Consider the following 13,819-nt stretch of genomic DNA (forward strand, 5'->3'; position numbering starts at 1 on the left):
TTTAATCCATTGTGCCACACATATCTTCTGGTTTTACCCATTTGTCAAACTCTTCATTGGTTACAAGGTTTAATGCTGCAGCTGCTTGGCGTAAGGTTATGTTTTCTGCGTATGCCTTTTTTACAATTTTGGCAGCATTTTCATAGCCAATATGTGTGTTGAGCGCTGTTACAAGCATTAAAGAGTTTTCTAAATGTTCTTTTATTACAGGAATATTAGGCTGAATTCCTATCACACAATTTGTGTTGAACGAAGTACAAACATCGCCTAACAAACGCGCTGATTGTAACACATTTGCAATGATAAGTGGTTTAAACGCATTTAGTTCAAATTGGCCATTTGAGCCGCCTATTGAAACGGCAACATCGTTACCCATAATTTGCGCACAAACCATTGTTAAAGCTTCCGCTTGTGTTGGGTTTACTTTGCCTGGCATTATAGAAGAACCGGGTTCGTTTGTTGGAATTATAATTTCGCCTATTCCACATCGCGGTCCAGAACTCAACATGCGAATATCGTTACCAATTTTCATTAACGAAACGGCACAACTTTTCATTACTCCAGACAGTTCAACCATTGCATCATGGGCAGCAATTGCTTCAAATTTATTGGGTGCAGTAATAAAGGGCAAATTAGTAATCTCGGCAATTTTTTTGGCAACTAAAACATCATAACCTTTTGGAGCATTTAATCCTGTTCCTACAGCTGTTCCGCCAAGCGCTAGTTCTCTAACTTTTTCTAAAGCATTTTTAAGTGCTTCTATTCTATTTGTTAATTGTTTGGTATAACCCGAAAACTCTTGTCCTAATGTAAGTGGAGTAGCATCCATAAAATGGGTACGCCCTGTTTTAACGATGTCTTTAAAATCTTTCGATTTAGTATTTAAAGTTTCTTTTAATGCTATAATTGCTGGAAGTGTATGTTCTACAATTCTTTTATAAGCTGCAATATGCATCGCTGTTGGAAAGGTATCGTTAGAAGATTGCGAATTAATAACATCATCATTTGGGTGAATGAATAATTGCCCTTCGCCTAGTTTATTTCCTTGTAGTACATGCGCACGATTAGCAATTACTTCGTTTAAGTTCATATTGGTATGCGTTCCAGAACCCGTTTGCCAAATTACCAATGGAAATTCGTTATCTAATTTGCCAGCAATAATTTCATCACATACTTTTATTATCAAATCCTTTTTATTGCCATCTAAAACACCTAATTTGTGATTTGCCAATGCTGCTGCTTTTTTTAAATAAGCAAATGCATGAATTACCTCTAAAGGCATAGAGGCTTCTTGCCCGACATTAAAATTAGTACGGGAACGTTCGGTTTGGGCTCCCCAATACGCATTAATTGGAACTTTAACTTCGCCCATTGTATCTTTTACTATTCTATATTCCATATGAGATTTTTTTTGTCTGAATGGTGTTTTTTAATGGTTGCTTGTAACGGTTTGTATTTTATACGTAGCGTGTAAAAAGGTACTACATTTAGATTAAATACAACCTAATTGTGAAGTCTTTATTTGCGATGTTTTATACACTGTGTTACCAAGCGTTATTTTTCTACTATTTGAGTTTTATAATGGCCACCGTCAAAGTACTAGAATTTATAATTTGACCAGATTCATTTGTTATCTCAATCTTCCAGAAGTGTGTAGTACGACCTTTATGTGTGATTTTTGCCTTCGCATAAACATTTCCAGACCTAACTCCTTTGAGATGATTTGATGCAACGTTTAGTCCAGCCATTGTCTCTAACTTTTGATCAATAAGGAAATAGGAACCAAAACTTCCAAGAGTTTCAGCTAAAGCCGCACTTGCGCCACCGTGGAGAAAACCTAATGGAGTCATTGTTCTTTCATCAACAGGCATAGAGGCCTCAATGAAATCATCTCCAACTTTCAAAATCTCTATACCAAGATTTTCTATAAGGTTATTCTTGCAAAGTTTATTTATCTGATCTACTGTAGCTTGAATTTTCATATATGCTCTTTAGGATTATAATTATAATTACACTTTAATATTTAAAACCTTATAATTGTTAGTAAGAAAATCCCAAGGGAAAGCTTGGGATTTATACTATTTTTCAAATAGTTTGTTGTGCAAGAAAAGAATTTTTTACAAAGAGGGTTTAATATTCTGATTTACCCTAAACAAATTAGTTGGGTCGTACTTGTTCTTAAGTGTTACTAACCTTTCATAATTTTTACCATACGTTGCTTTTACACGCTCTTCTGTTTCATCCATCATAAAATTTGAATACGCTCCACCTGATGAATATGGATGTAATGCTTCCCAATAATCTTTACACCATTTTGTGATTTTAGTTGCGTTTGCTGGCTCAGGATCAACACCTACAATTACTCCTGCATAGTTGGCATCTCGATAAGCCCAAGCAGTTTCTTCATTCCTAACTCTACTTGCAGCACCACTAATAGGATATAAATGCATTTGAGAAAGCGGGGTTGGAATATTTGATCCAAATTTTAAATGCTGTGCTCTGATTTCAGGTCCTAATTCAGTAAAAAAGTCAGCTCTCCAATACCATTGTAGACCGGGAGGAAATAGCCCGTCAAAAAGTGTTTGTACTGAAGGATAAGGCATTTCACCAACATGTTCGAAAAGCGGATTTTTAGCTAATATTGGCTTGAAGGCTTCTTTTGCTTTATTCATATCGCCTGTATAACACCATACTATTCCACAAAATTGTTTGTTGTGCAAATGTTCGGGAAATGGTGGCCCGGGAATAATCATTGTTGCAATAAACCCATTTAACTCGTCTGGAGCATTAAGGATAAAATTATGGTACCATTCCATAATTTCTTCTGTTTTTTCTATTGGCCAAAGTGTTGGCCCACCAAAAACATTTTTTACTGGATGTGCCTGAAATTTGAACGAAGTAACAATTCCGAAATTTCCACCTCCACCTCGAATCGCCCAAAAAAGATCTGCGTTTTGGTCTTTATTTACAGTTACAATCAATCCATCGGCCAACACCATATCGGCTTCAAGCAAATTATCAATGGTAAGTCCATATTTTCTAGAAAGATGACCAATACCTCCACCAAGTGTTAATCCTCCAACTCCAGTTGTAGAGATAATTCCAGCAGGAACGGCCAATCCAAATGGATGCGTAGCGTGGTCAACTTCTCCCCAAAGATTACCACCACCAACACGTACAGTATTGGTTGATGTATCTACCCTCACAAATTTGAGACAAGACAAATCAATTACTAATCCATCATTACAGAGCCCTAATCCGCCTCCATTATGTCCACCACCTCTAACTGCAATAAGAAGTTTGTTTTCTCTCCCAAAATTTACAGCGGCCATTACATCAGCCACATCCACGCACTTTACTATTATGAGCGGTCGTTTGTTTATCATGGCATTGTAAACTTTTCGAGCATCATCGTATCCTTTGTCCTGAGGCTCTATTAAAGCACCTCTTAAGTTTGCCTTAAATTCCTGAATAATAGTTTTGTTTATCATAATATGTATGTTTTACGATTATAAATAAGTAGGTTCTATATCTATTGTAATAGAATTAGAAGTAAATGATAAAATAGCTTAATACAATTTTTTCATTTCATCTTAGTCGGTCAAATTTAATTGCTGACTTTGTTATGCACTATTAGTTACGTGTTTTTAAATGCCTAATGAAGCAAATAGAAACCGATCAGAAAATAGGTAAGGGTTTTAGTAAATATACTAGAACTATATAGACTCTTATTAATCAATTTTTTTATAGTAGTTCTATTTTTTGAAGACAGGGTAAAAAGGAAGCAAGTTTTGTTATTGTAGCAAACAGTTTTAGATTCTGATATTCTCCCACATTAGATTATTTGAGGTATAATATTTTTTTGGTGTCTATAAATACTGCAAAAATTGTTAGTTTTTTTGAATGAATAAATAAAAACTTATAATTAGCGCAGTAAGATTACCAATTGCCTACAATTTTTTTAAGAATTAGATAACTTATTGAAGATTGTATTTTTTGTTAGTGTTACTAGCATTTTTATAAAATTTACATTTCAATATAGTCATTTTTACCAACAGGAATAATTTTTTCTCATAATCTAAAGGATCTATATTTCTAATGTTACAAAGGAAGTAAAGCAAAATTTAACCAAAATCTTGTGTTTTAATCATTTTTCTTTACGATATATTTGAAACATTATTTTTTAATAACGTGATGTAAATTTTGTATAATGCTTATTTTCAACAAGGTACGAAAAAATGAGCTATATTCTGATTTTTTGAACAAAATCTTTGATCCTATTAATTGGATTATTTCCTATAAACGTAATAAAAGCACTTCCAATAATTGCCCCTTTTTGATGTTTTGTAGCTTGTGAAAATGTTTCCTTGTTATTTATTCCGAAACCAACAATTTGCGGGTTTTTTAGATTTAAAGAAGCAATGCGTTTAAAATAATCTATTTGTTCATCACCAAAACCACTTTGACTTCCTGTAACCGCAGCAGAACTAACCATATAAATAAAACTATCTGAAATTGCGTCAATTTGAGTAATGCGTTCGTTTGAAGTTTGTGGCGTGATTAAGAAAACATTTTTCAAATTGTATTTTTCAAAAATTGCTTTGTATTCTGTTTCGTAAACATATAAAGGTAAATCGGGAATAATTAAACCATCGATTCCAACTTCAGCACATTTTTTACAAAATTGTTCCATTCCAAATTGCATCATAGGATTAAAATAGCCCATAATTATTAGAGGAATTTTTACTGATTTACGAATGTCTTTTAATTGCTCAAATAGGAGTGAAGTCGTCATTCCGTTTGCAATAGCTTGTGTCGAACTTTCTTGAATAGTTGGTCCATCTGCTAAAGGATCAGAAAATGGAAGTCCAATTTCAATCATGTCTACACCATTTTGTTCCAACTCTTGAATAATAGAAATGGTATCGTTTAAATTTGGATAACCTGCTGTAAAATAGATAGAAAGCAGTTTCTTATTTTCTTGTAATTTTATATTTATTCTGTTCATTTTGCTATTTTCTTTAAATTAAAATCCGAAATAATCTATATAGGTATTCAAATCTTTATCACCTCTTCCTGATAAATTAATCACCACAATATCAGTCGGTTTGAATTGTTTTTTATCTAAAACCGCAAAAGCATGAGCTGTTTCAATAGCTGGAATAATACCTTCCATTTTTGAAATCTCCAAACCCGATTGCATGGCTTCACTATCGGTAATAGCAATGAATTCAGCACGATTAGAATCATGTAAATGAGCATGTAATGGACCAACTCCAGGATAATCTAAACCAGCCGAAATAGAATAAGGTTCCGTGATTTGTCCATCATCCGTTTGCATCAATAAGGTTTTGCTTCCATGAATGATTCCGATTTTTCCTAAAACAGATGTTGCAGCACTTTCACCAGAATCTACTCCATGACCAGCTGCCTCAACTGCAATTAGTTTTACCGATTCGTTTTCTAAAAATTCATAGAAAGCTCCTGCAGCATTACTGCCTCCACCAACACAAGCAATCACATAATCAGGGTTTTCTCTTCCTTCTTGTTCTTGTAATTGCTCTTTGATCTCTTTAGAAATCACACTTTGAAATCTTGCGACCATATCAGGATAAGGATGAGGACCAACAACCGAACCGATGATGTAAAAAGTATCCACAGGATTATTAATCCAATCACGAATGGCTTCATTTGTTGCGTCTTTTAAAGTTTTTGAACCAGAAGTAGCCGGACGAACTTCCGCACCCAACATTTTCATACGCGCTACATTAGGAGCTTGACGTTTGATGTCCACTTCACCCATATACACTATGCATTCTAAACCCATTAACGCACAAACCGTAGCCGTTGCTACACCATGCTGACCAGCACCTGTTTCAGCTATGATTCGAGTTTTTCCCAAACGTTTAGCCATTAAAATTTGTCCGATAGTATTGTTCACTTTATGTGCACCAGTGTGGCATAAATCTTCTCTTTTTAGATAGATTTTTGTTTTGTATTTATCTGATAAACGTTTGGCAAAATACAATGGAGTAGGTCTTCCTACATATTGTTTTAATAAATCATTACATTCTTCTTGAAAAGAAGGTTCAGCCATTATTTTCAAGTAATTTTCTTTTAATTCTTCTACATTTGGATACAGCATTTCAGGAATGAAAGCACCTCCAAATTTGCCATAAAACCCGTTTTGGTCTACGTTATATTTCGTTTTCATATAGGGACTTTTTAAATTTTTTAATTTTAGTTGAATTTTTATAGCCGGGTTTAGTTTCAAATCGGCTATTCACATCAATTGCAATACATTTTTTTGCTACTTCAGTTTTTAAGAAGTCTTTTATAGCATCGATTTCTGTTTTTCCAATTCCACCACTTAAAAAAAATGATTTTTCATAAGGATATTTTTCTAATACTTTCCAGTTGAATGTAATACCGTTTCCTCCAGGTAACTTTCCTTTGGTATCGAATAAAAAATAATCAACAAATGCAACATATTCTTTAACTGAATTGAAATTGAATGTATTGTCAATCGAAAAAGCTTTGATGACTTCAACTCCTAATTTTTTTACATTTTTGCAAAAAATAACTGATTCATTTCCGTGAAGTTGAATTACATCAAGTTTAAACTGATTTACTTTCAAAATAATTTCATTAATAGAGGCATTTACAAAAACCCCAACTTTTTTTATTTTAGGATCCAGTTTTGGAATTTCATTTAAATCAAATTTCCGACTTGATTGATCCCAAAATATGAATCCCAAATAATCAGGTTTCAATAAAGCAATATCCTGAATGTTTTCAGGATATTTCATGCCGCATATTTTTAGTTTTAATTGGTTCATTTTAAAGAAATTTTTCGGATAAATTCATTGGCTTCTTTACCTGGATTATCAGTTTTCATGAAATGTTCTCCCATTAAAAAACCTTGATATCCATATTTTTGCAATTCTTTCACTGCTTCAATCGAACTGATACCACTTTCAGAAACTTTTACAAAATCATCTGGAATTTGATGAGCTAATTCTTTGCTGTAATCTAAACTTACTTCAAATGTTTTAAGGTTTCGATTATTTACTCCAATCATATCTAAACTTGTCATAATTGATTTTTCTAATTCTTCCTGGTTGTGTACTTCTAGTAAAACTTCTAAGGCTAAACTTTGAGCAAATTCTGACAAATGTTTGATTTCTTCACGAGATAAAACAGCTGCAATTAATAATATTGCATCTGCTCCGTTTGCTTTAGCCTCTAACAATTGATATTCGTCAACTACAAATTCTTTTCGCAATAAAGGAATATTCACAGAAGCCTTAGATAATAATAAATCTTCTAAAGAACCACCAAAATATTTGCCATCCGTTAAAACAGAAATACCACAAGCTCCCGCATTTTGATAACCTAAAACTACATCTTCAACAGTATGATTATTATTGATAATTGACTTTGAAGGAGAACGACGCTTGTGTTCTGCAATAATTCCTGAAAGACTATTTTTAAGTAATTTAGCCATTGAATTAGTTCTTCCGTTAAATAAAACAGAAGCTTCTAATTGAGAAACAGGAATGATGCTTTTCTTTAAAGCAACTTCTCGTTTTTTGTCGGTTATGATTTTATCTAAAATATTCATGTTTAGTTGCTTATTTTAATTAAGTGATTCAGTTTTTCGAATGCTTTTCCGCTAATTAAACTTTCTTGTGCTTTGGCTAAAGCATTTTCATAGCTTGATTTTTCTATTGTTTGAATGGCAATTGCTGCATTTGCACAAACGACATTATTTTGTTCAGAAGAACCTTTTCCAGAAATGACATCATGGAATATTTTTGCAGCTTCATCAATTGTATTTCCTCCTTTAATGCTTTCTAACCTAATAGGTGAAAAATTAAAATCGTTTGGTTTTAAAATTTGTTCTGAATGATTGGTAATAATCTTTACATCATCGGTTAGTGAAACTTCGTCAAAGCCACTTAATCCGTGTAAAATACTATAATTAGTTGTGGTATTTTGGTACAAATAAGTATACATTCTAGCCAATTCTAAACTGAAAACACCAACCATTTGATTCTTTGGAAAAGATGGATTTACCATTGGTCCAAGCATATTAAAAAATGTTTTAACTCCTAATTCTTTACGAATTGGTCCAACATTTTTCATCGCTGGGTGAAATAGAGGTGCGTGTAAAATAGCAATGTTAGTTTCTTCTATTGATTTGGTTAAAAAATCAATGTCATTTGTGAATTTTACGCCCATTTTTTCCATTACGTTACTCGAACCAGAGATAGAGGAAACTCCGTAATTACCGTGTTTTGCGACTTTGATTCCAGCTCCAGCAACAATGAATGATGCCAAAGTTGAAATGTTGAAAGTGTCTTTTCCATCGCCACCAGTTCCACATAAATCAATGGTATTGTAGGCTGAAAAATCAACTGGAATACATAATTCTAACAAAGCTTCTCTAAAACCCGAAAGTTCTTCAATGGTAATGCTTCGCATCATGTAAACGGTTAAGAAAGCTGAAATTTGACTTTGATTGTAATTTCCTGTAGATATGTTGACTAATACTTCTTTAGCTTCAGCTTTTGAAAGTATTTCATGATTGATTAATCTATTTAATATTGTTTTCATTTTTGTAAAGTAATTTGTGAAAAGTGATTAGTAATTAGTTTTTAGAAATCTAATTCTTAAGCCAATTCTCTAATATTTTTTTACCATTTGGAGTTAAGACACTTTCCGGATGATACTGTACACCACGAACATCATAAATAGCATGTTTCATTGACATTATTTGTCCGTTTTCATCGATACTAGTTACGATTAAATCTTCTGGCAGGTTTTCGTTTGAAACTACCCAAGAATGATATCTTCCAACTTCTGTTTCTTTAGGTAAATCGTTAAAAATAAAATCGTCTTCTGTTTGTGTGACTTTCGTTGCAACACCATGATATACTTTATCTAAATTGGTTAATGTCCCTCCAAAAACTTCTCCAATTGCTTGTAAACCAAGGCAAACACCAAAGATGCTTTTGGTTTTAGCATATTTTTTGATTACATCTTTTAACAACCCTGCTTCATTAGGAATTCCTGGTCCAGGTGAAAGCAAAATTTTATCGAATTTTTCTAGTTCTTCTAATTCAAATTCATCGTTACGATACACAGTGACTTCTGCATTTAAATCTTCTAGATAATGAACTAAATTGTATGTAAAACTATCGTAATTGTCTATGACTACTATTTTCATTTTGTTGACTGTATTGAATTAAATATTTTCTGCTAAATCTAGGGCCGTTTGTAAGGCACCTAATTTATTATACACTTCTTGTGTTTCGTTTTCTTCTAATGAATCGGCTACAATTCCTGCTCCTGCTTGAAAGTGTAAGGTATGATTTTTACTTAAAAAACTTCGTATCATAATGGCGTGATTAAAATTACCTTCAAAGTCCATAAAGCCAATTGCACCGCCATAAAAACTACGATTTGTTTTCTCAATAGATTCAATTAATTGCATGGCCTTGTATTTAGGAGCTCCACTTAAAGTTCCTGCAGGAAAGGTTTTAGCAACTAATTCCATAAACGGTCGATTGGGTTTTAATTGTCCGGTTACTTTGGAAACTAAATGTATTACATGAGAGAAAAACTGTACTTCTTTGTATTTTTCAACTTTCACATCGTTACAACTTCTGCTTAAATCGTTTCGTGCTAAATCAACTAGCATTACATGCTCGCTATTTTCTTTTTTGTCTTCGTTTAATTTTTTGGCAAGTTTTGCATCGTCTTCATCATTACCGGTTCGTTTAAAAGTTCCAGCAATTGGATGAATTTCAGCATGATTATCTTTAATAACCAATTGTGCTTCAGGCGAAGATCCAAATATTTTAAAGTTTCCATAATCAAAATAGAATAGATAAGGAGAAGGGTTTATACTTCTTAATGCTCTATAAACATTGAACTCATCACCTTTGAAATCTTGCGAAAATCGACGAGAAAGCACCAATTGAAATACATCTCCACGTTGGCAGTGCTGTTTTGCTAACGTAACATATTCTTTAAAATCGTTATCGGTTAGATTAGAAATAACTTCTCCAGATTTAAAAAAGGGAAATGAAGCGAAGTTTTTAGTTTGTAATAATTGCTCAACTTCTTGAATATTATTTTCATTACTATAAGAATGACAAAATATATAAGCCTCATTTTTAAAATGATTAATTGCAATTATGTTTTGATAAACCGCATAATAAATTTCTGGAATTTTATTTTCGGTTGATTTTTCAGCAATTTTTATATTTTCAAAATACTGAATTGCATCATAAGAAATATAGCCAAATAACCCTTGAGTAATAAACTTAAATTGATTTTCATCTGTTTGAAATTGTTTAGAAAACTTCTCAATTTCTAAGGAAACATTTACTGAATTATCTATTGGAATTATTTCAGAAAAACCGTTTGGAAAATTAGTTTCAATTTTTTTATCTTCGACTTTTATAGAAGCTATTGGATTGAAACAGATGTATGAAAAACTATTATCGTTTGCATGATAATCTGAACTTTCTAATAAAATACTATTTGGAAATTTATCACGTATTTTTAAATAAACACTTACCGGAGTTGTTGTATCAGCAAGAATTTGTTTGTAGTTTGTATGTAATTTGAATTTATTCATTTTTGTAATTTTTAAAAATTGACAATAAAAAAAGGCTTGTCGTGATTGACAAGCCTTTTCTATGTATTTATATTAAATTATACTATAGCAGGATTCGCTCACGTCGTTTGAAGTAAGTTATTCCACCACCAAGTATTATTTAAAAATGTTTTCATTTTGATAAATTGATATGCAAATATATGTAAAGTTTATTTTTAAAAACAAGCTTTATATAAAAAAAAGTCCAAAAAATTAATTTTGGACTTTTTCTTTTTCATAGCAAATGAAATGTATTAGAAGTTTAAAGTTACATCTAATTCAAAATCGTCATAAATTGTTTTGTTTCCTAAATTATCAAAGAAAGAACCAGAACCATATTTAATATCGTATTTTGTTCTGTCTACAATTAACTTAGTTGTTGCTGTAGAACCATTTATAGTCATATCAAATGTTATAGGATTTGTAATTCCTTTTATAGTTAAATCAGCTGTTACAGTTGTTGTGTTTTTATCTTTTACAGCTATAGTTTTAAAAATTAATGATGCAGTTTGGTGTTTTTCTGTACCAAAAAAATCTTCAGATTTTAAATGACCATCTAATTTTCCTTTCATACCACCATCTAAATCAGTAGTGTTTATTGTTGTCATGTCAACAGTAAATTTACCACCCGCTAGTTTATCACCTTTAAATACTAATGCACCATCTTTTAATGAAATTGTACCCTCGTGTTGACCTGTAACTTTTTTACCAACCCAATGAATGTTACTTTTTTTAGCGTCAATAACTTTTGTTTGTGAATTTGCTGTAAATGATACTAATGTAATTAGAGTTAATGCGATTGTTTTAAAATTCTTCATAGTTTTTTTGTTTAGTTATTATTTGATTGTTGTGAATAATTCTTCATTTGATTTACGTACTTTAATATGATGTTGTGTAGAATCTTCTTCATGTCTATATCCTATAGTTGCCACTAAAGAAGCGTTTAGTCCTAACTCATTTAACTGAAGTATTTCATTGTATTTTTCTGCTTCAAAACCTTCCATAGGAGTAACATCTATTTTTAATTCAGCAGCAGCATTCATTAAATTTGCTAAAGCTAAATAAGTCTGCTTTGAAGTCCATACAGATTTCATGCCAATATCTAAAGTTGTTATTTTTGACTTCATAAAATCAGCATATCCCTTTAAGTCTTCAATTTTTAATCCTCTAGTTCTAATAATATTATCAATATAATCATCAATATGATTTTCTTGAATATCTACAATATTTGCAAATACAAATAGGTGAGAGGCTTCTGTAATTTGGGCTTGACCCCAAGAAACAGGCTGTAATTTAGCTCTTATTTCAGGATTTTCAATAATAAATATTTTATATGGTTGTAATCCATAAGAAGAAGTACTTAATCGCATTGCTTCTTTTAAAGTTTCTAAATCTTTTTGATTGATTTTTTTAGTTGCATCAAACTTTTTGGTAGCATAACGCCAATTTTGATTTTCTATAAATGTGTTCATATATTTAATTTCTAATTTTTTCTAATAATTCATTTAAAGTTTCTAATTCTTTGTTGGATAATTTCTCAGTAAAAATAGTATCGTATTTTTCGATGATTGGATCTAATTTTGAAAGAATATTTAATCCGTTACCTGTTATTTTTATTTCTATTTTACGTCTGTTATTTGGGCAAGTATTTCTTATTACCATATCTTTTATAAGTAATTTGTCAATAAGTCGAGTAGTGTTACTGTTTTTAGTAACCATTCTCTCTTGAATATCTTGCATGTTTAATGGGTTTCCTTTTTGTCCTCTTAATATACGAAGTACGTTATATTGTTCACTTGAAATTCCAAAAGGCTTTAATAAATCACTAAATTTATCACCTATGTAATTTCTTGTAAAAGTTAAATTAAGAATAACTTTCTTTGTTACACTTAGTTTAATTGTACTTTTTATTTCGTCTTCAATATTCATTTTTCAATACATAATTTGTAGATACAAATGTATAAATATATTTTGTTTGTATATACAAATGTTTGTTAATTTTTTATTAATTTTTTTTAAATTATAATTTTGGTTATACATTTGGAGAAAAATATTTAGGTATGAATTTACAACAACAAGAGTGGTGGAGTCAGTTTTTAGCAGATGAAAAAGGTGTCATTATAGATGTTAGAACTGAAGACGAAGTAAAAAACGGAAAAATACCAGGCTCTTTAAATTTTGATATATATAAAGGTCAAGGTTTTGTATATCTAATAGATGAATTAGATAAAACTAAAAATTATTATTTATATTGTGCTGCAGGGGTAAGAAGTGCAAACGCTTGCGGTGTTATGCAACAATTAGGTTTTGAAAATACTTATAATTTAGTAGGCGGTTTTTTGCAATGGGAAGGACTAATAGAGTAAAAAAAGAGCCAATTGGCTCTTTTTTTTATGATATCTTTTTTAATTGAATTTTATCTAACAAGATTATTTTTTTCCCTTGTATTTCAATTAAATTATTTTTTTTGAAATCTGATAATAGCCGAATACAACTTTCTGTAGCAGTACCTATCATACCTGCTAATTCATCTCTAGACAATTGAATTTTTAAAGATTTATCTTCGTTAATACCATGAAAATTTTCTAAATAAATTAATGTTTCTGCTAATCTTTGTTTTACGGTTTTTTGAGCCATATTTACCATATGATCATCCGCCTCTTTTAAATCTCCACAGATAGCTTTCATCATATTCATAGAAAACTTATTGTTTTCATTAAAAAACTGCATTATTTCAGATTTTGGAATAAAACATACTTCCATATCTTCTAAAGCAATTGCACTTAAATTTGCTGCTTCTTCACTAATCATTGAACGTTGACCTAATAGTTCTCCTGGTTTTGCCAATTTTACAATTTGATCTTTTCCATTGTCACTTAATTTTGTCATTTTGCAAACACCATCTTTTACACAAAATACGCCATTCACCATTTCTCCTTCTTCAAATAAAGGTTCTCCTTTTTTTATGGTATAAGAAGTTTTACAATTTGCAATTTTTATTAGTTCATCTTTATTAAAAGCTTTTAATGAACTAAATTGTCTGACTATACATTGTTCGCATTTGCTCATTTAATGATTTTCTTTATATAGCAAAGATAATGTAAAGTATGACAAATATCATATTTTATACTTGAGGTTTTTTCAACCTTT

The 13,819-nt window shown here is 31.2% G+C and carries 15 protein-coding genes; 1 reads left to right on the forward strand and 14 read right to left on the reverse strand.

Annotated elements, in window-relative coordinates; translation table 11 throughout:
- Position 1: 1 nt before the first annotated feature.
- The 13 genes from fumC to UXY25_RS09370 all read right to left on the reverse strand — a co-directional run bounded on the left by fumC (position 2) and on the right by UXY25_RS09370 (position 12,598).
- Positions 2-1,399, reverse strand: a complete 1,398-nt coding sequence (gene fumC, locus UXY25_RS09310; protein WP_320815734.1) for a class II fumarate hydratase — start codon at positions 1,397-1,399, stop codon at positions 2-4.
- A 166-nt stretch (positions 1,400-1,565) separates the two neighbouring features.
- Positions 1,566-1,982 carry a PaaI family thioesterase gene (locus tag UXY25_RS09315; protein WP_320815735.1) on the reverse strand — a complete coding sequence of 139 codons (417 nt, stop codon included), beginning with the start codon at positions 1,980-1,982 and terminating at the stop codon, positions 1,566-1,568.
- Positions 1,983-2,117: 135 nt separating this feature from the next.
- A complete protein-coding gene (locus UXY25_RS09320) occupies positions 2,118-3,491 on the reverse strand; it encodes an FAD-binding oxidoreductase (RefSeq protein WP_320815736.1) in 1,374 nt (457 codons plus the stop codon).
- Positions 3,492-4,243: 752 nt separating this feature from the next.
- The gene (gene trpA / locus UXY25_RS09325; RefSeq protein WP_320815737.1) at positions 4,244-5,008 is read right to left on the reverse strand and encodes a tryptophan synthase subunit alpha; all 765 of its coding nucleotides are present in this window, start codon (positions 5,006-5,008) and stop codon (positions 4,244-4,246) included.
- An 18-nt stretch (positions 5,009-5,026) separates the two neighbouring features.
- On the reverse strand, positions 5,027-6,214 hold the full coding sequence (trpB, locus tag UXY25_RS09330) for a tryptophan synthase subunit beta (RefSeq protein WP_320815738.1): 1,188 nt from the start codon (positions 6,212-6,214) through the stop codon (positions 5,027-5,029).
- Positions 6,198-6,809 carry a phosphoribosylanthranilate isomerase gene (locus tag UXY25_RS09335; RefSeq protein ID WP_320815739.1) on the reverse strand — a complete coding sequence of 204 codons (612 nt, stop codon included), beginning with the start codon at positions 6,807-6,809 and terminating at the stop codon, positions 6,198-6,200. The genes trpB and UXY25_RS09335 overlap by 17 nt, the downstream gene beginning before the upstream one ends.
- Positions 6,810-6,835: 26 nt before the next feature.
- On the reverse strand, positions 6,836-7,624 hold the full coding sequence (trpC, locus tag UXY25_RS09340; protein ID WP_320815740.1) for an indole-3-glycerol phosphate synthase TrpC: 789 nt from the start codon (positions 7,622-7,624) through the stop codon (positions 6,836-6,838).
- A 2-nt stretch (positions 7,625-7,626) separates the two neighbouring features.
- The gene (gene trpD, locus UXY25_RS09345; protein ID WP_320815741.1) at positions 7,627-8,619 is read right to left on the reverse strand and encodes an anthranilate phosphoribosyltransferase; all 993 of its coding nucleotides are present in this window, start codon (positions 8,617-8,619) and stop codon (positions 7,627-7,629) included.
- A 49-nt stretch (positions 8,620-8,668) separates the two neighbouring features.
- On the reverse strand, positions 8,669-9,232 hold the full coding sequence (locus tag UXY25_RS09350; protein WP_320815742.1) for an aminodeoxychorismate/anthranilate synthase component II: 564 nt from the start codon (positions 9,230-9,232) through the stop codon (positions 8,669-8,671).
- A gap of 18 nt (positions 9,233-9,250) precedes the next feature.
- Positions 9,251-10,651 (reverse strand): anthranilate synthase component I family protein, encoded by a 1,401-nt coding sequence (locus UXY25_RS09355; RefSeq protein WP_320815743.1) that lies wholly within the window; start codon positions 10,649-10,651, stop codon positions 9,251-9,253.
- A gap of 272 nt (positions 10,652-10,923) precedes the next feature.
- Entirely contained in the window at positions 10,924-11,487 is a 564-nt protein-coding gene (locus UXY25_RS09360) for a YceI family protein (protein WP_320815744.1), read from the reverse strand.
- Positions 11,488-11,505: 18 nt separating this feature from the next.
- On the reverse strand, positions 11,506-12,141 hold the full coding sequence (locus tag UXY25_RS09365) for an NAD(P)H-dependent oxidoreductase (RefSeq protein WP_320815745.1): 636 nt from the start codon (positions 12,139-12,141) through the stop codon (positions 11,506-11,508).
- A gap of 4 nt (positions 12,142-12,145) precedes the next feature.
- A complete protein-coding gene (locus UXY25_RS09370; protein WP_320815746.1) occupies positions 12,146-12,598 on the reverse strand; it encodes a MarR family winged helix-turn-helix transcriptional regulator in 453 nt (150 codons plus the stop codon).
- A 131-nt stretch (positions 12,599-12,729) separates the two neighbouring features.
- On the opposite strand from UXY25_RS09370, the gene UXY25_RS09375 reads away from it, so the two are divergent.
- The gene (locus tag UXY25_RS09375) at positions 12,730-13,035 is read left to right on the forward strand and encodes a rhodanese-like domain-containing protein (protein WP_320815747.1); all 306 of its coding nucleotides are present in this window, start codon (positions 12,730-12,732) and stop codon (positions 13,033-13,035) included.
- Between the two features lie 25 nt (positions 13,036-13,060).
- On the opposite strand, the gene UXY25_RS09380 is transcribed toward UXY25_RS09375, so the two are convergent.
- Entirely contained in the window at positions 13,061-13,738 is a 678-nt protein-coding gene (locus tag UXY25_RS09380; RefSeq protein ID WP_320815748.1) for a Crp/Fnr family transcriptional regulator, read from the reverse strand.
- Between the last annotated feature and the right edge of the window lie 81 nt (positions 13,739-13,819).

It is taken from the genome of Flavobacterium sp. (assembly GCF_034111225.1).
Classification (GTDB): domain Bacteria; phylum Bacteroidota; class Bacteroidia; order Flavobacteriales; family Flavobacteriaceae; genus Flavobacterium.

Coding starts and splice junctions, on each gene's coding strand:
- UXY25_RS09375 (WP_320815747.1), top strand. CDS start 12,730: ATGAATTTACAACAACAAGAGTGGTGGAGTCAGTTTTTAGCAGATGAA.
- UXY25_RS09360 (WP_320815744.1), bottom strand. CDS start 11,487: ATGAAGAATTTTAAAACAATCGCATTAACTCTAATTACATTAGTATCA.
- trpC (WP_320815740.1), bottom strand. CDS start 7,624: ATGAATATTTTAGATAAAATCATAACCGACAAAAAACGAGAAGTTGCT.
- UXY25_RS09315 (WP_320815735.1), bottom strand. CDS start 1,982: ATGAAAATTCAAGCTACAGTAGATCAGATAAATAAACTTTGCAAGAAT.
- trpD (WP_320815741.1), bottom strand. CDS start 8,619: ATGAAAACAATATTAAATAGATTAATCAATCATGAAATACTTTCAAAA.
- fumC (WP_320815734.1), bottom strand. CDS start 1,399: ATGGAATATAGAATAGTAAAAGATACAATGGGCGAAGTTAAAGTTCCA.
- UXY25_RS09370 (WP_320815746.1), bottom strand. CDS start 12,598: ATGAATATTGAAGACGAAATAAAAAGTACAATTAAACTAAGTGTAACA.
- UXY25_RS09350 (WP_320815742.1), bottom strand. CDS start 9,232: ATGAAAATAGTAGTCATAGACAATTACGATAGTTTTACATACAATTTA.
- UXY25_RS09365 (WP_320815745.1), bottom strand. CDS start 12,141: ATGAACACATTTATAGAAAATCAAAATTGGCGTTATGCTACCAAAAAG.
- UXY25_RS09380 (WP_320815748.1), bottom strand. CDS start 13,738: ATGAGCAAATGCGAACAATGTATAGTCAGACAATTTAGTTCATTAAAA.
- UXY25_RS09320 (WP_320815736.1), bottom strand. CDS start 3,491: ATGATAAACAAAACTATTATTCAGGAATTTAAGGCAAACTTAAGAGGT.
- UXY25_RS09335 (WP_320815739.1), bottom strand. CDS start 6,809: ATGAAATATCCTGAAAACATTCAGGATATTGCTTTATTGAAACCTGAT.
- trpA (WP_320815737.1), bottom strand. CDS start 5,008: ATGAACAGAATAAATATAAAATTACAAGAAAATAAGAAACTGCTTTCT.
- UXY25_RS09355 (WP_320815743.1), bottom strand. CDS start 10,651: ATGAATAAATTCAAATTACATACAAACTACAAACAAATTCTTGCTGAT.
- trpB (WP_320815738.1), bottom strand. CDS start 6,214: ATGAAAACGAAATATAACGTAGACCAAAACGGGTTTTATGGCAAATTT.